The following is an 18,330-nucleotide window of genomic DNA, read 5'->3' on the forward strand; positions in this document are numbered from 1 at the left end:
TATTCGTGGGCGAATAGGGCCGGCTGGACGGTTGGCTGCATCTTTCGGACGTTGCATGCGGTTTACCTCCCTGGTCATCGAGCTCATTCGCGCCCGGCCGCGGCTGATCGTCTGGATCGCCGTGCTGCTCCAGGCCGCGATGTGGCTGTTCGTGGCGCTGGTGTTCTACCGCAGCCCGCCCGGCAACCTCGCGACGCTGCTGGCCTTCGGCAGGGAATACCAGGTCGGCACCGATCTCGGCCCGCCGCTGCCGGTCTGGCTCGCCGACATCGCCTATCGTGCCGCCGGCGGCCACATGCTGGGCGTCTATGTCCTCGCCCAGCTCTGCGAGATCGCGACCTTCATCGCACTCTACCATCTCTCCCGCGCCGTGATCGGCTCGCAGCAGGCGGTGCTCGCCGTGCTGCTGACCATGACGGTGCTGGCCTTCTCCTCGCCTGCGCTCGATTTCGGACCGCTTGTGCTGGCGCGGCCGCTCTGGGCGCTGTTGCTGCTGCATTCCTGGCAGATCATCGGCCAGCGCCGCGGCAATGCCTGGTTCGCCTGGTCGATCGAAGCAGGCCTCTTGCTGCTGACGACGCCCGCGGCGATCTTTCTGCTCGGGCTGATCGTCGTCTTCGCGGTCTCGACTGCCCGTGGCCGCAGGACGCTGCGCGGGCTCGATCCGCTGTTTGCACTGATCGTCGTCGCCGTGCTGGCGCTGCCCTACGCGGTCTGGCTGATGCGGGCCGAGACGCTGGTTCTCCCGACCCTGCCGCAGGTCGCCGAGTTGAACACTCGCGCTATTCACGCGGCGTGGCTGCTCGGCGGGCTCGTGCTCGGGGCGGCGGCGATCCCGGCCCTGACCTTTCTCAACAGCGGACTGTTCGCCGGCAAGGGCGAGGAGCCGCCGATCATCTACCGCCCGCCGGTCGAGCCGCTCGCGCGCAACTTCGTCTATTTCTTCGCGCTGGCCGCGCCGCTCGGCGCGGTGCTGGTCTCCGGCCTGCTGGGGCTCGACTCCGTCGTCGGCGGCGCCGGCGTCGTGCTGGTCATGTCGGGGCTCGCCGTGGTCGTCGCGGCCGGCGATCTCATCGCGATGCGCCGCGCGCGGATGCTGCGCATGGTATGGGCCGCCGCCGTTGTCGCACCCGCCGCCGGCGTGGTGCTCGCCGTCCTGTTCCTGCCCTGGACCGGCGCCAACGAGATTGCGACCTCGATGCCGGCGCGCGCGATCTCGGACTTCTTCGACGAGAGCTTTGCCCGTCGCACCAACCATCGCCTGCGCGCCGTCGCCGGCGAGACCCAGCTCGCCAGCCTGATCGCGCTGCATTCGGGGCGGCCGCATCTCTTCATCGACGCCAACCCCGCGCGCACGCCGTGGATGAATCAGACCAAGTTCAACGAAACAGGTGGCGTCGTCGTGTGGCGCGCATCCGACACCGCAGGCACGCCGCCACCGGAGATCCTCAGACGCTTCCCGGGTATCGTGCCGGAAGTCCCGCGCGCCTTCGAATGGCTGGTGACGGGCCGCCAGCAGCTGCTCCGCATCGGCTGGGCCATCGTGCGGCCGAAGGGGACTTAGGCCACGCACGTTGTCATTCCGGGGCTCGCGAAGCGAGAGCCCGGAATCCATCGAGCGGCAGAGTTGGTGGATGAATGGATTCCGGGCTCGCGGCTTTGCCGCGCCCCGGAATGACGCCGCGCATGTGGTTACGTCGCGCCTTGCGCCAACACCTTCGCGATCGACCGCAGATCCTGCCAGGCCAATCGCTTGTAGGATGGTGAGCGGAGCAGATAGGCCGGGTGAAACGTCGGCAGCGCGCGGATGGTGCGTCCACCCGTCTCGTAGTCGAACCAGCGTCCGCGGGTGCGCATGATGCCGTCGCGTGTTCCGAGCAAAGTCTGCGTCGAGGGATTGCCGAGCGTCACCAGCACGTCCGGATTCACGAGCTCGATATGGCGCTGGATGAAGGGCAGGCAGATTTGGGTCTCCTGCGGCGTGGGCGTGCGGTTGCCGGGTGGCCGCCAGGGGATGACGTTGGCGATGTAGGCGCTGGTCCGGTTGAGGCCGATCGCGCCGATCATGAGGTCGAGCAGCTTGCCGCTGCGTCCGACGAAGGGAAGTCCCTCGATATCCTCGTCGCGGCCCGGCGCCTCCCCGACGAACATGATCCTCGCCTGCGGATTGCCGTCGGCGAACACGAGCCGCGTTGCGGTGTGCTTCAGCGCGCAGCCCTCGAAATTCTGCATGAGCTCGCGCAGTACTTCCAGCGTCGGCGCGGTGCGCGCGGCCTCGCGCGCCGAGGCGATGGCGACGTCCGGTGCAGGCGCGGCTTCGCCCCGCATGATCGCGGGCGCTGCAACCGGCCGCGGTGCCTCGACTGGCGGCGCCGCGCGCGGGGCCGCCAGCGGCGCATCGATTTCCGCCAGGCGGTCTATCGGTTCCTCCGCGAGCGCGCAGTCGACACCGGCCTCCAGATAGAAGGCGAGCAGCTCTCGGACGGTGGGTGCGGGCTCGGGGATCATTTGGAAAGTCAGACTATTAGTTCACTTTAGGCCGCCTTGCACCCGGGCGAAACGCATTTCCGAGGTTGTCCTACCCGGAAAAATCGGAAACAAGGGGGCGCAAACGATGAAGGACCGTCTCGAGGGCTGAGATCAGATGAGCACCGAAGAACTTCCCCCGCGCGAATCCATGGAATTCGACGTCGTCATCGTCGGCGCCGGCCCCTCGGGTCTCGCCGCGGCGATCCGGCTGAAGCAGCTCAACGCCGATCTCAACGTGGTCGTGGTGGAGAAGGGCTCCGAGGTCGGCGCGCACATTCTCTCCGGCGCCGTGATCGATCCAGCCGGGCTCGACAAGCTCATTCCGGACTGGCGCGAGGATTCCGATTGTCCGCTGAAGACGCAGGTGAAGGACGACCGCTTCTTCTGGATGACCGGCGCCGGGGCGATCAAGCTGCCGAACTTCATCATGCCGCCGCTGATGCACAACCACCATTGCTACATCGGCTCGCTCGGCAATGTCTGCCGCTGGCTGGCGCGCAAGGCCGAGGCGCTCGGGGTCGAGATCTATCCGGGCTTCGCCGCCGCGGAGGTGCTCTATGACGAGGACGGCAGGGTCAAGGGCATCGCCACCGGCGACATGGGCGTCGGCCGCGACGGCAAGCCGAAGGACTCCTTCACCCGCGGCATGGAATTGCTCGGCAAGTACACGCTGTTCGCCGAAGGCGCCCGCGGCAGCCTGACCAAGCAGCTCATCAACAAATTCGCGCTGGATGCCAAGAGCGAGCCGCCGAAATTCGGCATCGGTCTCAAGGAAGTCTGGCAGATCGATCCCGCCAAGCACCAGAAGGGCTTGATCCAGCATTCCTTCGGCTGGCCGCTCGATATGAAGACCGGCGGCGGCTCGTTCCTCTATCACTACGACGATAATCTCGTCGCTGTCGGCTTCGTCGTGCATCTCAACTACGACGATCCCTACCTCTCGCCGTTCGACGAATTTCAGCGCTTCAAGACCCATCCCTCGATCCGCGGCACTTTCGAGGGCGCCAAGCGGCTCGCTTACGGCGCGCGCGCCATCACCGAGGGTGGTTATCAGTCGGTGCCGAGGCTCAGCTTCCCCGGCGGCGCGCTGATCGGCTGTGCTGCCGGCTTCGTCAACGTGCCGCGCATCAAGGGCGTGCATAATGCGATGGGCACCGGCATGCTCGCAGCCGAGCATGTCGCGGCCGCGCTTGCCGCCGATCGCAGCAATGACGAACTCGTCGAATACGAGGACGCTTGGCGGTCCTCGTCGGTCGGCAAGGATCTGTTCCTGGTCCGCAACGTCAAGCCGTTGTGGTCGAAGTTCGGGACGGTGCTCGGCGTCGCGCTGGGCGGTTTCGACATGTGGTGCAACACGCTGTTCGGCGCCTCGCTGTTCGGCACCCAGTCGCACGCCAAGCCTGATCGCGCCACGCTCGATCCAGCCAAGCAGCACGCGCCCAAGAACTACCCGAAGCCGGACGGCAAGATCTCGTTCGACAAGCTCTCGTCGGTGTTCCTGTCCAACACCAATCATGAGGAGGATCAGCCGATCCATCTGAAGGTGACCGACATGAACCTCCAGAAGACCTCGGAGCACGACGTGTACGCCGGTCCCTCGAACCGCTATTGCCCGGCCGGCGTCTATGAGTGGATCGAGGAGGGGGCTGGCCCGCGCTTCCAGATCAACGCCCAGAATTGCGTCCACTGCAAAACCTGCGACGTGAAGGACCCCAACGGCAACATCACCTGGGTTCCCCCGGAGGGCGGCGGCGGCCCGAATTACGAGGCGATGTGAGGCCGGGTCACGCCGGCGATTTGGCGCACGTTCGCGTGAGGATCCGGCTGCGGCCAGCCGCCGCGGCCACGATAAGGCCATAGTAGCGGCGTCTTGGGGCTGTTGCGGGCTTCACTTGGCCGATTTGGGGCAGTGCGGCGGGATCGCCCGGTCCGAATCCTTGCGGCGAAGCGCCAAAAGCGGCATTGTCGGCCCGACGGTTCCGGGTCCCGATGCCACCGGCCGCGTTCGCATGCGATACGGCCTTCCGCTGCAAACCCAGGCACTACCAACTCAAGGCGAGCCCTGATGTTTTCAAATCGTTTCAACCGCTGGACAGTTGCCGCCATCGCCCTCATGAGCACAGCGATCGCGACGGTCCCCGGCAAGGTCCTGGCGCAGACGCCGGATCATCCGGCCGACACGGCGGCACAGTTTCCGACCCGAAACGATCTGAAGTCGCTCACCGGTGCCGGCAGCTATCTCGCCGCCCGCCACGCCAGTGTCGAGCGTGACGCGGCGTCCGCCGCCGCATTCTACCGTTCGGCGCTCCGCACAGATCCCAAGAACAACGAGCTGCTCGACCGTGCCTTCATCTCGTCGGTCGCCGACGGCGACATCGAAGAGGCTGTCAAGCTCGCCGAACGCATCCTCACGATCGACAAGACCAACCGCGTCGCGCGTCTCGTCGTCGGCGTGCACGATCTCAAGCTGAAGAAGTACGCGGCCGCCCAGACCAACATCAACCAGTCGATCCGCGGCCCGATCACCGATCTCGTCGCCACGCTGCTGTCGGGCTGGGCCGCCTATGGTGCAGGCGATTCCAAGGGCGGCGTCGCCACCATCGACAAGCTGGCAGGTCCGGAATGGTATCCGCTGTTCAAGGACCTTCACACCGGCATGATCCTTGAGCTCGCCGGCAAGGAGAAGGACGCCGGCACCCGCTTCGAGCGCGCCTACAAGCTCGACGATTCCATGCTGCGCGTCACCGAGGCCTACGCGCGCTGGCTGTCGCGCAACAAGGATTCCGCCGCCGCAATCACAGTCTACCAGGCCTTCGACAAGAAGCTCGCGCGCCATCCGCTGATCCAGGAAGGCCTGCGTGAGACCAAGGCCGGCAAGAAGATGCCGCCACTGGTCGATTCCGCGCAGGCCGGCGCCGCTGAGGCGCTCTACGGCATCGGTGCCACGCTGACCCGCCGCGGCGGTGAGGATCTGGCGCTGGTCTACCTCCAGCTTGCACTCTATTTGCAGCCGAGCCATCCGCTGGCACTGCTTTCGCTCGCCGACCTCTATGAATCGGTGAAGCGGCCGAAGATGGCGATCAAGGTCTACGAGCGCGTGCCGGCCACCTCGCCGCTCAAGCGCAATGCACAGATCCAGCTCGCCATCGACCTCGATTCCGCCGACCGCACCGACGAGGCGATCAAGATCCTCAAGGGCGTCACGGCGGAAGATCCCAAGGATCTCGAAGCCATCATGGCGCTCGGCAACATCGAGCGCGGCCGCAAGAGGTTCGGCGACTGCGGCGCGACCTATTCGCAAGGCATCGAGGTGCTGCCGGCCGGCAACGACAAGGCCAACAGCGTCTGGTACTATTATCGCGGCATCTGCGAGGAGCGCTCGAAGCAGTGGTCCAAGGCCGAGGCCGACATGAAGAAGGCGCTGGAGCTCCAGCCTGACCAGCCTCACGTCCTCAACTATCTCGGCTATTCCTGGATCGACCAGGGCGTGAATCTCGACGAAGGCATGAAGATGATCAAGCGCGCCGTCGAGCAGCGTCCCGACGACGGCTACATCGTCGATTCCCTCGGCTGGGCCTACTACCGCATCGGCAACTACGAAGAGGCGGTGAAGCACCTCGAGCGCGCGATCGATCTCAAGCCCGAAGATCCCACCATCAACGACCATCTCGGCGACGCCTATTGGCGCGTCGGCCGCACGCTGGAAGCGAAATTCCAGTGGTCGCATGCGCGCGATCTCAAGCCCGAGCCGGAAGAATTGCCGAAGATCGAGGCCAAGATCGCCAACGGACTCGTCGACGACAATTCGAACTCTTCCGCGGCGCAGGCCGAGAAGAAGAAGGACGACGGCAAGGGCGGCTAGACCGGGTGAAGTTGGGGGCGTGTCGCCGATGCCGGCGTTGATTGAAGAGGGACGGGCGAAGGTCAATTTGAGCCTTCGCGTCGTCGGTCGTCGTGCCGACGGCTATCATGATCTCGAAAGCGTGGTTGCGTTCGCCGACTGTGCCGACCGGCTCACGCTGGAGCCGGGCGCACAGCTGAAGCTCACCACCACCGGACCACTGGCCGCGGCTTGCGGCGATACCGCCGACAATCTGGTGCTGAAAGCCGCCAGGCTTCTGGCCGAGGCGGTGCCGAACCTGAAGCTCGGTGCCTTCACGCTCGACAAGGTGCTGCCGGTTGCCGCCGGCATCGGCGGCGGCTCGGCCGATGCCGCGGCGGCGCTGCGGCTCCTGGCGCGTCTCAACGATCTGTCGCTCGATGATCCGCGCTTGCAGAAGGTCGCGCTCGCGACCGGCGCGGACGTCCCGGTGTGCCTCGTCTCGCGCGCCTGCGACATGACCGGCGTCGGCGAGCAGCTGTTGCCGCTCGCGCTGCCGAGCATGCCCTGCGTCATGGTCAATCCGCGCGTGCCGGTCGCCACAAAGGACGTGTTCCAGGCGCTGGGCCTGCGCAACGGCGAGCTTCTGGTCGGCGTCACCGACGTCATCCGCGCACCGGCCTGGCCGGAGAAGGGCGCCTCGATCGCCGATTGGGTCGAGGTTCTCGAAACGGTGGCCAACGACCTCGAAGCGCCTGCGATGCGCATCGAGCCTGTCATCGGCGAGGTCCTGGAAGCCTTGCGGGAATCCGCCGGCGTCAAGCTCGCGCGCATGTCGGGTTCGGGTGCCACGTGCTTTGCGATCTATGGCGCGCCTGCTGAAGCGCATGCCGCCGCCGAAAAGATCCGGCGCGGTCACCCCGGCTGGTGGGTGCATGCTGGGATGCTGAGCTAGATCCTTCTCCGACGACCCTGAGTAGCCCGGATGAGCGAAGCGACATCCGGGATTCCCTCGGCGTCCCGCATGTCGCTGCGCTCATGCGGGCTATGGATCGGGACTATCCCGCACCATCCTCGTCGAGCCCGAGAAACTGCCGGATCCTGCCCAATACCTCCTGCGGCTTGTCGTGCTGCAGCCAGTGTCCCGCGCCCGCGATGGTCTCGATGCGCGCCTGCGAGAAGTACCGCTCCAGACCTGCTGCCCTGGCGCCGCCCAGAAAACTTTCGCCCGCATTGAGCAGCAGCGTCGGGCAAGCGATGCGTGACCAGAGCTCGACGTGATCGTCCGGCCAGAGCCGGTGCGGCGCAGAGGCACGCTGGTAGGGATCGAACTTCCAGCTGTAGGTGCCGTCCTCGTTCTGCCGCGCGCCGTGGGTGGCGAGATGCATCGCGAGGTCGCGGGACAGCCGCTTGTTGTGAAGCACCATCTGCGCGGCGGCGTCCTCGAGGGTTGCATAGCGGCGCGGCGTGCGGTCGTGCAGCTTGTCGAGCTGGCCGACCCATTTGCCGATGCGCTCATGCGCCGGCGGCTTTGGCGTATCCGGCAACATGGTCACGCCGTCGAGAACGACAAGCTTCGCGACCTGCTCGGGGAACGAGCCCGAAAAGATCAGGCTGACCATGCCGCCCATCGAATGGCCGATGAGAGTGACTCGAGGCGCCGCGATGGTGCGGACGAGCCGCGTGAGATCGTAGACATATTCCGTCAGCGCGTAGCTTCCGCCCCGGGTCCAGTCGGAATCGCCATGACCGCGCAGGTCGGGTGCGAGCACGTGAAAATGCGGTTGTAGCGAGCGGGCGATGTGATCCCAGCTCCGGCAATGATCGCGGCCGCCATGGACCAGGAGGAGAGGTGGCGCGCCGTCATTGCCCCAGTCGGCGTAATGCAGCCGCAGGCCGTGCGATTCGTAGAAGCGGCTTTGCGGGGCGCTAGCCATTTGCCGGCCGCCGCGCCAGCGCAAGCGAGAGGCCGAGGCCGGCGATGAAGACGCCCGAGCTTTGGGTGAGGCGCCGCATCAAATGCGGCCGTCCGATCAGCTGCGAGCGTGTTGCGGAGGCCATCAGCACCACCACCACCACCACATCGGCGAGCGTGTTGAGCGCGACCGAGATCGCACCGAGCATGATGAATTGCAGCGTCGGGTTCGCTCCCGAGGGACCGAGGAACTGCGGAATGAAGGCGAGGAAGAACGCCGCGGTCTTCGGGTTCAGCGCCTCGACCAGCACGCCGTCGCGGAATGCGCGCTTGTCGCCGATCGGCTCGCTCTCAAGCGACAGCGCGCGGCCGGCGCTGCGAAACGTCTTGATGCCGAGCCACACGAGATAGAGCGCGCCGACGAATTTCACGGCGGCAAACAGCTCCGCGCTGGCAAGGATGATCGCGGAGATGCCGAGGCCGCCCGCGACCACGTGCACCAGCCCGCCCAGCGCCGTGCCTGCGGTCGATGCGAAACCGCTGCCGCGCCCCTCCGACAGGGTTCGTGCCGCCACGTAGAAAATGCCGGGGCCCGGAACGGCGGCAATCAGACAGGCTGCGGCCAGGAATAGCCAGAAGTTCGTTTCGAGGATCATCCTGTTTTCGTAGCGGAGCGACCGGCGATTGCAAGTCTTCTTCGCTCAGCCCATCCGGCGGAAGATCACGCTGGCGTTCACCCCGCCGAAGCCGAACCCGTTCGAGATGGCGTTTTGCATCGGCATCGCTCTCGCTGCGCCGGCAACGATGTCGATGCCATCAGCGCCGGGATCCGGATTCTCGAGATTGAGCGTCGGCGGCGCAATCTGGTCGCGCAAGGCAAGCACGGTGAAGATCGCCTCCAGGCCCCCGGCGGCGCCGAGCAGGTGGCCGGTGGCCGATTTGGTCGCGCTGACGGCAATGCCGCGGTTACGGCCGAACAGCGCCGCGATCGCGCCGAGCTCGCTCTCGTCGCCGGCCGGCGTCGAGGTCGCATGAGCGTTGAGGTGCTGCACATCCGCGGGCGAGAGATTTGCCTGCCGAAGCGCGATCTCCATGGCGCGGCGGGCGCCGTCGCCATCGGGCGGACCCGACGTCATGTGATAGGCGTCCGCGGTCGTGCCGTAGCCGACGATCTCCGCGATCGGCGTCGCGCCGCGCGCCAGTGCATGCTCCAGCGCCTCGATCACCAGCATGCCGGCGCCTTCACCCATCACGAAACCGTCGCGGTCGCGATCGAACGGCCGCGAGGCGCGCGCGGGCTCGTCGTTGAACCCGCTCGACAGTGCGCGTGCCGCGGCGAAGCCGCCGAGGCTGACGATGTCGATGCAGGCCTCCGCGCCGCCGCAGATCGCGACATCGGCTTCGCCGGCGCGGATCATGCGTGCGGCATCGCCGATCGCCTGCACGCCGGCGGCGCAGGCCGTGACCGGCGTGCCCAGTGCACCCTTGTAGCCGTATTTGATCGAGACCTGGCCGGCGGCGAGATTGGCGAGGAACGACGGGACCGTGAACGGCGAGAGCCGGCGCGCACCGCGATGCTCGGTGATGCGCACCGCCTCCGCCATCGCCGGAAAGCCGCCGATGCCGGAGGCGATGATCGTCGCAGTGCGCTCCAGCGCGCTCGCGTCCTGCGGCATCCATCTGGCTTGCGCGACGGCTTCCGCGGTGGCGAGCAGCGCGAACAGGATGAAGCGGTCCATCTTGCGCTGGTCCTTCGGCGCCGCGGCCTGCGCCGGATCGAAGCCGCCTTCGGCGTCATCGGCCTTGTCGGGCACGAGGCCGGCGATGCGTGCCGGCAGCGCCTCCGACCATTGCGGCAGCGGACGCAGCCCGCTTTGGCCGGCCAGCAGCCGCCGCCAGGACAATTCGACACCGCAGCCGAGCGGCGACACGGCGCCCATTCCCGTCACGACGATACGACGCATGTCAGTCTCCAGCCGGCGCAACGGCCGGGTTCATGGCTTTGAGCGAAGCGAGCCGCGCGCGCATGCCGCGGCTGGCGCGCGGCCCCGCGATGACGACCGCATTGGCGAGCGTGATCGGGCGCATGTCGGCGGCGTCGACCACGACCGGATCGAGCGGGCGTACGTCGCTCCGGTTCGCCAGCAGGATGGACTCCCCTTTGGGCGCGAGATGCTTGTTGCCCCAGGCGAGTAGCGCGACGATCACCGGAAAGAAATCCCGCGCCCTGTCCGTCAGCACATATTCGTATCGCGGCGGGCGCTCATGATAGCGGCGCCGGACGAACATGCCGCTCGCGGTGAGATGGGCGAGCCGACGCGACAGGATGTTCGGCGCGATGCCGAGGCTTTGCGAGAACTCGTCGAACTTCGTCGCGCCCTGAAACGCATCGCGCAGGATCAGGATGCTCCACCATTCGCCGACGGTCTCCACGGCGCGGCCGACGGGGCATTCCTGGATGGAGGGCGATTTGGGCTGCATATGCGGGAGATTAGGGCAGTAACTTTTAAAATGCAAGTTACTAGGCTGCGGGCCTGATCGCGCGGAACATGCGAGGCCCGGGCTCTGGTGATGAGATGAAGAGCAGTCGCTGGACACGGGAGCGAGCGGTGCCGTCGCGCCTTACGCCGTCATTGCGAGCGCAGCGAAGCAATCCAGGCCGTCTCCGCGGAGGGATTCTGGATTGCTTCGCTGCGCTCGCAATGACGTGTCGATGCAGTCGCGGACGCTACTCCAACAGCGTCGTCCCCGTGCGCAGTCGCGCACTAGGCCGGGACGACATCGTGGGAGGCAGTGTGCAGACCCTAATGCGATCGTGCCAGGCAGAACGCCACGACCTGCTCCAGCGCGCTCTTCATCGGCGAGGACGGGAACAGCGCGAGTGCGTCGACGGCCATGGCGCCGTAGTGCTGGGCGCGGCTCAGCGTATCCTCGAGCGCGCGGTGCTTGTTCATCAGGCCGATGGCGTGATCGAGATCGCCGTCGCCGATCTCGCCGCGCTCCAGCGCGCGGATCCAGAAGGCGCGCTCGGTGTCGTTGCCGCGGCGGAAGGCGAGCACGACCGGAAGGGTGATCTTGCCCTCGCGGAAATCGTCGCCGGTGTTCTTGCCGAGCTTGGCGCTCTTGCCGCCATAGTCGAGCACGTCGTCCACGAGCTGGAAGGCGATGCCGAGATTCATTCCGACCGAGCGGCAGGCGGTCTGCTCCGCCTTCGGGCGGTTGGCGATGACGGGCCCGACCTCGCAGGCGGCGGCGAACAATTCGGCGGTCTTGCCGCGGATCACGGCGAGATATTCGTCCTCGGTGGTCGCGGTGTTCTTGGCGGCGGCGAGCTGCATCACCTCGCCCTCGGCGATGGTCGCGGCTGCCGCGGAGAGGATGTCGAGCGCGCGGAGCGAGCCGACCTCGACCATCATGCGGAAGGCCTGCCCAAGCAGGAAGTCGCCGACCAGCACGCTGGCCTCGTTGCCCCAGAGCATCCGTGCCGACAGCTTGCCGCGCCGCATCTCGCTCTCGTCCACGACGTCGTCGTGGAGCAGGGTCGCGGTGTGCAGGAACTCGACGGAGGCCGCGAGCTTGATATGGCCGTCGCCGGTGTAGCCGGCGAGGTTGGCCATCGCGAGCGTCAGCATCGGCCGCAGCCGCTTACCCCCGGAGGAGATCAGATGGTTGGCAACCTCCGGGATCATGGTCACCTCGGAGCCGGTCCGCGACAGGATCGTGGCGTTGACGCGCTCCATGTCAGGGGCGACAAGGGCAACCAGCTCTTCGATCGACGCGCCGGGAGTTTCGAAAGGTACGATGACGGCCACGCCGGTCTCCAATATTTGCCCCGGAAGGGCTATTCTGATGGAAAGACAATAGAAACTGGCGACGGACGCGGCAAGACCTCGGAACCATGACATTTGCCGCATCCCCCTTTCAGGCAGGAGATCTGCGTTTGCGTGAACTGGTTCGGACCAACGACATGGTGCTGGTGTCGGCGATTGGCGCGCTGCTCGACGGTGCCAACATCCATCATCTGGTGCTGGACCAGAACATGAGCATCATCGAGGGCTCGCTCGGCATATTGCCGCGGCGGATCCTGGTTCATGAGGACGACGCCCAGGAGGCCCGCCAGCTGCTCACCGATGCCGGCCTCAGCCACGAACTGCGTGGCGATGATTGAGGCCGCAGACATTACCGAGGACGCCTTTCTCGGCGGGCAATTGCGGCTGAAACAGATGCGATCCGGCCATCGCGCCGGGCATGACGCCATCTTGCTTGCGGCGGCGACCGACGCGCTGGCGGGAGACCGCGTGGTCGATTTCGGCGCCGGCGTCGGCACGGCCGGATTGGCGCTGGCGCGTCGCATCCCCGGGATCAGGCTCAGCCTCGTCGAGATCGATCCGGAACTGGCCGAGCTCGCGCGCGGCAATGCGCAGGCGAATGCGATAGCCGCCGAGACGATCGTGCTCGACGTCACGGCCGAGCCGCAGGCCTTCGCGTCAAGCGGCCTTGCGCCCGACAGCGTCGACGTCGTGCTGATGAATCCGCCTTTCAACGATCCGGCCCGGCATCGCGGCTCGCCGGATCGGGCGCGTCATACCGCGCATGTGGCGACGGAGGAGACGCTGCATGCGTGGGTGCATGCGGCGCGGCGCGTCCTCCGATCGAATGGTGTGCTGACGTTGATCTGGCGTGCAGATGGAATCGGCGATGTTCTGGCGGCGCTGTCGCGCGGTTTCGGCAGCCTCTCGATCCTGCCGGTTCACGGCGAAGCGGAGCGGCCGGCGATCCGCGTGCTGGTGCGCGCGGTGAAAGGCGGCCGGGCCCCGACGCGATTGCTGCCGGGACTAATTCTCAACGACGGGTCGCGCTTGCTCAAGAACGATGTGACGGCAATTCTGGAGGGGAGAGCGGCGTTGCCGCTGGGGGAACCGTGACGGCTTACCGCGGAAGCGATTCCGGCTGTTGCTCTTGTGGCGTCGTCAGCCTGATCGCCATGAACAGCGCCCCGATCAGCAGCATCAGCAGGTAGATTTTCATGGTGTTCTCCGCTGCCTCATTGCAGCTTCCCAAGCGGAAATCTGCAAAACACGTTACGGGCACTTCCAATGACACTCGCGTGATAAGAAATGGTTAATCAGAGGTAACGGCATGGCCGAACAATTGAACGATCGAGAGAGTTCCGGCCTGGCCGACAAGCTCATGCAATATCTGCCGGCGCGCTTCCGGCCGGGCACGGCCGTGGTGCCGGTGGTGCGGCTGTCAGGGGTGATCGGTGCGGTGACGCCGCTGCGCCCCGGCTTGACGCTCGCCGGCGTCGCGCGGGTGCTCGAGCGCGCGTTCTCCTATCGCCACGCCAAGGCCGTGGCTCTGGTGATCAATTCTCCTGGCGGCTCGCCGGTGCAGTCGCGCCAGATCTACTTGCGCATCAAGCAGCTCGCGGCGGAGAAGAAGCTGCCGGTGCTCGTTTTCGTCGAGGACGTCGCGGCCTCCGGCGGCTACATGATCGCCTGCGCGGGCGACGAGATCATCTGCGATCCGTCCTCGATCCTCGGCTCGATCGGCGTGGTCGGCGGCAGTTTTGGCTTCCAGGAGGCGATCAGGCGGCTCGGCATCGAGCGGCGCCTCTATACTGCCGGCGAACACAAGGCGATGCTCGACCCCTTCCTTCCCGAAAATCCTGACGACGTCGCAAGGCTGAAGGCGATCCAGCGCGAGATCCACCAGATCTTCATTTCGCTGGTCAAGGAGAGCCGCGGCGCTCGCCTGAAGGGAGCGGACGACACGCTGTTCACGGGGGAATACTGGGCCGGCGACAGCGCCGTCGGCCTGGGGCTCGCCGACAGCATCGGCGATCTCCGCTCAACTCTTCGTGCCCGCTATGGCGAGAAGGTTCTCACCCCCGTGATCGCGCAGCCGACCGGGCTGCTCTCCGGCCTTTTGGGGCGGAAATCGCCCGGCGCGGGGCAGCTTTCAGCCCTGGAATCAATGGCCAGCCTGCCGGATGAGTTGATCTCGGCGGTCGAGACGCGCGCCATTTGGGCGAAATTCGGGTTCTAGGCGGCGCCGTGCCGCGCCATTTGGCCCCCGACCCTCCGATTGCGGCGCAGGCCCGTCTGCGCAACAATGCAAGTGGGGGCTGAGCACTAGACGAGGATCGACCGATGCCGCCGTTCGTCGCTTTCGCAGGCGTCCTGGGTGGGCTTGCCGTGGTCCGCTGGGCCTGCAAGACCGCCGTCAGGATCAACCAGGAGCTGGAGGAGATGCGCCTGTCGCGCGTCACTGAAGCCGCCCGCATGGGGGACATCCAGACGCTGAAGCGTGACCCCGTGACCGGAGCTTACCGGCCGGGTTAGGGGGGCTCTCCGCTCAATCGTCATTCCGGGGCTCGCGAAGCGAGAACCCGGGATCCATCGAACCACGGAGCAAGCGGCGCAATGGATTCCGGGCTCGCCCTGCGGGCGCCCCGGAATGACGGCCGAATCCGCCCCCTTCGCCTTGATTCCCATCCCCGCCGTCGATACGGTCCCGCGCGATTCAAAACCCCCCGCGAGAGCCCGATCTGACGATGGACGCCTCATTGCCCGCCCATATGCGCCCGGAACGCTCGTTCCAGGGCTTCATCCTCGCGCTCCAGCGGTTCTGGGCCGAGCAGGGCTGCGTGATCCTGCAGCCCTACGACATGGAGATGGGCGCCGGCACCTTCCATCCCGCGACCACGCTGCGCGCGCTCGGGCCAAAGCCCTGGAACGCGGCCTATGTGCAGCCCTCGCGTCGGCCCAAGGACGGCCGCTATGGCGAGAACCCGAACCGGCTGCAGCACTACTACCAGTTCCAGGTGATCATGAAGCCATCGCCGCCGAACCTTCAGGAGTTGTACCTGAAGTCGCTCGCCGCGATCGGCATCGATTCCGCCGTGCACGACATCCGCTTCGTCGAGGACGATTGGGAGAGCCCGACGCTGGGCGCGTGGGGTTTGGGCTGGGAATGCTGGTGCGACGGCATGGAGGTGAGTCAGTTCACCTACTTCCAGCAGGTCGCCGGCTTCGAATGCGCGCCGGTCGCAGGTGAGCTCACCTATGGCCTCGAGCGGCTCGCGATGTATGTGCAAGGCGTCGACCGCGTCTACGACCTCAACTTCAACGGACGCGAAGGCGATGCCAAGGTCACCTATGGCGACGTTTTCCTTCAGGCCGAGCGGGAATATTCGAAGCACAATTTTGAAGTCGCCGACACCGCGATGCTGTTCGAGCAGTTCAAGATGGCGGAGACGGCGTGCCGGAAATATCTCGACGCCGGCTGGAAGGACGATAAACGCGAGGCGCATCTGATGGCGCTGCCGGCCTATGACCAGTGCATCAAGGCCAGCCACGTCTTCAACCTGCTCGACGCGCGCGGTGTGATCTCCGTGACCGAGCGGCAGAGCTACATTCTTCGTGTGCGAGAGCTGGCCAAGGCCTGCGGCGAGGCCTGGATCCACACTGAAGCGGGCGGAGCGGCCTGATGCCCGATCTTTTGCTTGAACTTTTCTCCGAGGAAATCCCCGCGCGCATGCAGGCCAAGGCGGCCGACGATCTGCGCCGCATGGTCACCGACAAGCTCGTCGCCGAAGGCCTCGTCTACGAGGGCGCGAAGGCGTTCGCGACGCCGCGCCGCCTCGCGCTCACCGTGCACGGAATCCCTGCGCGCCAGCCCGACCTCAAGACCGAGCGTCGCGGACCGAAAGTGGGCGCGCCCGACGCGGCCGTGCAGGGCTTTCTGAAAGCGACAGGCCTCAAGTCGCTCGATGAAGCCAAGATCCAGCGCGACCCCAAGGGTGATTTCTACATCGGATTGATCGAGAAGCCCGGTCGCGACGCGATCGACGTGCTCGCGGAAATCCTGCCCGTCATCATCCGCACCTTCCCGTGGCCGAAATCGATGCGCTGGGGTGCTCGGTCCGGAAAACCCGGCTCGCTTAACTGGGTGCGCCCGCTGCATGCGATTACCGCAACCTTTGGGCTCGAGACCGAAGAGCCTGACGTCGTGAAGTTCGAGGTCGATGGCATCGAGGCCGGCCAGACCACTTACGGCCATCGCTTCCTCGCGCCCGCGGCTATTTCCGTACGCCGCTTCGAGGACTACGAAGCGAAATTGCTCGACGCCAAGGTCGTGCTCGATCCCGAGCGCCGCAAGGACGCGATCATCACCGACGCCAAGCAGCTCGCCTTTGCGCAGGGCTTCGAGCTGGTCGAGGACCAGAACCTGCTCGACGAGGTCGCCGGCCTCGTCGAATGGCCGGTCGTGCTGATGGGCTCGTTCGAGCCGGAGTTCCTGGCGACGCCCGCAGAGGTGATCCGCGCCACCATTCGCAACAACCAGAAGTGCTTCGTGGTGCGCGACCCCAAAACGGGCAAGCTCGCCAACAAGTTCATCCTGGTCGCCAACATCGAGGCCACCGACGGCGGCAAGACCATCATCGCCGGCAACGAGCGCGTGATCCGCGCGCGGTTGAGCGATGCGAAGTTCTTCTACGAGACCGATCTGAAGACCAAGCTCGAGGATCGGCTGCCGAAGTTCGATCAGATCGTGTTCCACGAGAAGCTCGGCACCCAGGCCGAACGCATCAAGCGCATCGAGCGCCTTGCCGCGGAGATCGCGCCGCTGGTCGGCGCCGACGTCGCAAAGACGACCCGTGCTGCGCATCTGGCGAAGGCGGATCTGCTGACCGAAGTCGTCGGCGAATTCCCTGAGGTCCAGGGCCTGATGGGCAAGTACTATGCGCTGGCGCAGGGCGAGGACGCCTCCGTCGCTGCCGCCTGCGAGGAGCACTACAAGCCGCAGGGCCCTGCCGATCGTGTGCCGACCGATCCGGTGAGCGTCGCGGTGGCGCTTGCCGACAAGCTCGATACATTGGTCGGCTTCTGGGCAATCGACGAGAAGCCGACGGGTAGCAAGGACCCCTATGCGCTGCGGCGCGCGGCACTCGGCGTGATCAGGCTGATTGCTGAGAACGCGTTGCGTCTGTCGCTCATGAAGGTGGCGGCGTCCGCACTCGCTGACTTGTCAGCAAAGTCGACCGACGCCCAGAAGCTTCCGGGCGACCTCCTCGCCTTCTTCGCCGATCGCCTCAAGGTCCAGCTGCGCGAGCAGGGCGCGCGGCACGATCTTGTCGACGCCGTGTTCGCGCTCGGCGGCCAGGATGATCTCCTGATGATCGTCCGCCGCGTCGAGGCGCTCGGCAAGTTCCTCGAGAGCGACGACGGCAAGAACCTGCTCGCCGGCACCAAGCGCGCCAGCAACATCCTCTCGATCGAGGAGAAGAAGGACAAGCGCAGCTTCGACGGCGCGCCGGATGCCGCGCTCTACAGCCTCGACGAGGAGAAGGCGCTGGCGAAAGCGATCGGCGAGGTGACGGCGGAAGCCGGCGCCGCCGTGGCCAAGGAGGACTTTGCCGCCGCCATGAGCGCGATGGCGAAGCTGCGTCCGCCGGTCGATGCATTCTTCGAGAAGGTTCGGGTCAACGACGACGATACGAAGGTGCGCGAGAACCGCCTGAAGCTGCTCAATGAGATCCGCAGCGCCACGCGCGCGGTGGCGGATTTCTCGAAGATCCAGGATTGAGCGCGTTTCGCGCGGCAAACACCAGCTGTCATTCCGGGCTCGCGCTTCACGCGCCCCGGAAGGACGGTGCTTAAAAAAATGCCCCGCCCGGCGGGGGGAGGACGGGCGGGGCCTGATGTCCGTTCAACACTGCTCGCGCCAGCCTGATTTGGCGCGCCGGACATCTAGTCGATCTCCGTCAGCCGATCAGTCCAGCACCTCGATGATGCGGCGCGAGCGCGGCTCGACCAGCACGGTCTCGCCGTTCACGACGGTGTAGCGATAGGTGGTGGCCCCGAAGCGTTGCGGCACGTCATAATAAGTGACGCCGCTTTCGGGTAAGGTGGTGCCGACCACCACGCGATCCGGAATCCGGAAGGGCGGCACACGTTGCTCGACGACATATTCACGGAAGGCCGGCCGATGTTCGACCGCAATGGTCGGGCCGCCGTCGATCACGGCGGGCGCGCGTCCGACCGTGACGCCGCTTTGCGCC

General features: G+C 66.2%; 17 protein-coding genes. 10 read left to right on the forward strand and 7 right to left on the reverse strand.

Going from position 1 to position 18,330, the window contains the following annotated elements; translation table 11 throughout:
• Positions 1 to 55: 55 nt before the first annotated feature.
• Positions 56 to 1,564 (forward strand): glycosyltransferase family 39 protein, encoded by a 1,509-nt coding sequence (locus AX729_RS35560; protein WP_061029189.1) that lies wholly within the window; start codon positions 56 to 58, stop codon positions 1,562 to 1,564.
• Positions 1,565 to 1,692: 128 nt separating this feature from the next.
• Here AX729_RS35560 and AX729_RS35565 read toward each other — a convergent pair whose 3' ends face one another.
• The gene (locus tag AX729_RS35565) at positions 1,693 to 2,508 is read right to left on the reverse strand and encodes a uracil-DNA glycosylase (RefSeq protein ID WP_061029191.1); all 816 of its coding nucleotides are present in this window, start codon (positions 2,506 to 2,508) and stop codon (positions 1,693 to 1,695) included.
• Positions 2,509 to 2,644: 136 nt separating this feature from the next.
• On the opposite strand from AX729_RS35565, the gene AX729_RS35570 reads away from it, so the two are divergent.
• From AX729_RS35570 to AX729_RS35580, 3 genes are all read left to right on the forward strand, one after another.
• Complete coding sequence (locus tag AX729_RS35570) at positions 2,645 to 4,306, forward strand: electron transfer flavoprotein-ubiquinone oxidoreductase (RefSeq protein WP_061029193.1); 1,662 nt, start codon at positions 2,645 to 2,647, stop codon at positions 4,304 to 4,306.
• 288 nt (positions 4,307 to 4,594) lie between these two features.
• Positions 4,595 to 6,391 (forward strand): tetratricopeptide repeat protein, encoded by a 1,797-nt coding sequence (locus AX729_RS35575; protein WP_061029195.1) that lies wholly within the window; start codon positions 4,595 to 4,597, stop codon positions 6,389 to 6,391.
• 28 nt (positions 6,392 to 6,419) lie between these two features.
• Positions 6,420 to 7,304 (forward strand): 4-(cytidine 5'-diphospho)-2-C-methyl-D-erythritol kinase, encoded by an 885-nt coding sequence (locus tag AX729_RS35580; protein ID WP_061029197.1) that lies wholly within the window; start codon positions 6,420 to 6,422, stop codon positions 7,302 to 7,304.
• A gap of 103 nt (positions 7,305 to 7,407) precedes the next feature.
• On the opposite strand, the gene AX729_RS35585 is transcribed toward AX729_RS35580, so the two are convergent.
• From AX729_RS35585 to AX729_RS35605, 5 genes are all read right to left on the reverse strand, one after another.
• Entirely contained in the window at positions 7,408 to 8,286 is an 879-nt protein-coding gene (locus AX729_RS35585; RefSeq protein WP_061029199.1) for an alpha/beta fold hydrolase, read from the reverse strand.
• Positions 8,279 to 8,917: a LysE family translocator gene (locus tag AX729_RS35590; protein ID WP_061029251.1), complete on the reverse strand. Its 639-nt coding sequence runs from the start codon at positions 8,915 to 8,917 to the stop codon at positions 8,279 to 8,281. Before AX729_RS35590 ends, AX729_RS35585 begins: the two co-directional genes overlap by 8 nt.
• A 48-nt stretch (positions 8,918 to 8,965) precedes the next feature.
• The gene (fabF, locus tag AX729_RS35595) at positions 8,966 to 10,228 is read right to left on the reverse strand and encodes a beta-ketoacyl-ACP synthase II (RefSeq protein ID WP_061029201.1); all 1,263 of its coding nucleotides are present in this window, start codon (positions 10,226 to 10,228) and stop codon (positions 8,966 to 8,968) included.
• 1 nt (position 10,229) lies between these two features.
• Positions 10,230 to 10,745, reverse strand: a complete 516-nt coding sequence (locus AX729_RS35600) for a winged helix-turn-helix transcriptional regulator (RefSeq protein WP_061029203.1) — start codon at positions 10,743 to 10,745, stop codon at positions 10,230 to 10,232.
• A 323-nt stretch (positions 10,746 to 11,068) separates the two neighbouring features.
• The gene (locus AX729_RS35605) at positions 11,069 to 12,076 is read right to left on the reverse strand and encodes a polyprenyl synthetase family protein (RefSeq protein WP_061029253.1); all 1,008 of its coding nucleotides are present in this window, start codon (positions 12,074 to 12,076) and stop codon (positions 11,069 to 11,071) included.
• Between the two features lie 128 nt (positions 12,077 to 12,204).
• On the opposite strand from AX729_RS35605, the gene AX729_RS35610 reads away from it, so the two are divergent.
• From AX729_RS35610 to glyS, 6 genes are all read left to right on the forward strand, one after another.
• Positions 12,205 to 12,432 carry a putative signal transducing protein gene (locus AX729_RS35610; protein WP_061029205.1) on the forward strand — a complete coding sequence of 76 codons (228 nt, stop codon included), beginning with the start codon at positions 12,205 to 12,207 and terminating at the stop codon, positions 12,430 to 12,432.
• Entirely contained in the window at positions 12,425 to 13,189 is a 765-nt protein-coding gene (locus AX729_RS35615; RefSeq protein ID WP_061029207.1) for a tRNA1(Val) (adenine(37)-N6)-methyltransferase, read from the forward strand. The genes AX729_RS35610 and AX729_RS35615 overlap by 8 nt, the downstream gene beginning before the upstream one ends.
• A 214-nt stretch (positions 13,190 to 13,403) precedes the next feature.
• On the forward strand, positions 13,404 to 14,312 hold the full coding sequence (locus tag AX729_RS35620) for a S49 family peptidase (RefSeq protein ID WP_061029209.1): 909 nt from the start codon (positions 13,404 to 13,406) through the stop codon (positions 14,310 to 14,312).
• A gap of 104 nt (positions 14,313 to 14,416) precedes the next feature.
• Positions 14,417 to 14,608, forward strand: coding sequence for a hypothetical protein (locus tag AX729_RS35625; RefSeq protein WP_061029212.1), 192 nt, complete (start codon positions 14,417 to 14,419; stop codon positions 14,606 to 14,608).
• Positions 14,609 to 14,820: 212 nt separating this feature from the next.
• Entirely contained in the window at positions 14,821 to 15,756 is a 936-nt protein-coding gene (locus tag AX729_RS35630; RefSeq protein ID WP_061029215.1) for a glycine--tRNA ligase subunit alpha, read from the forward strand.
• Positions 15,756 to 17,855, forward strand: a complete 2,100-nt coding sequence (gene glyS, locus AX729_RS35635; RefSeq protein ID WP_061029217.1) for a glycine--tRNA ligase subunit beta — start codon at positions 15,756 to 15,758, stop codon at positions 17,853 to 17,855. The genes AX729_RS35630 and glyS overlap by 1 nt, the downstream gene beginning before the upstream one ends.
• A gap of 186 nt (positions 17,856 to 18,041) precedes the next feature.
• On the opposite strand, the gene AX729_RS35640 is transcribed toward glyS, so the two are convergent.
• The coding region (locus AX729_RS35640; protein WP_061029220.1) for a DUF1236 domain-containing protein at positions 18,042 to 18,330 on the reverse strand (289 nt) is incomplete at its 5' end.

This window comes from Bradyrhizobium sp. CCH5-F6 (assembly GCF_001556045.1).
In the GTDB taxonomy this organism is placed as follows: Bacteria; Pseudomonadota; Alphaproteobacteria; order Rhizobiales; family Xanthobacteraceae; genus Bradyrhizobium.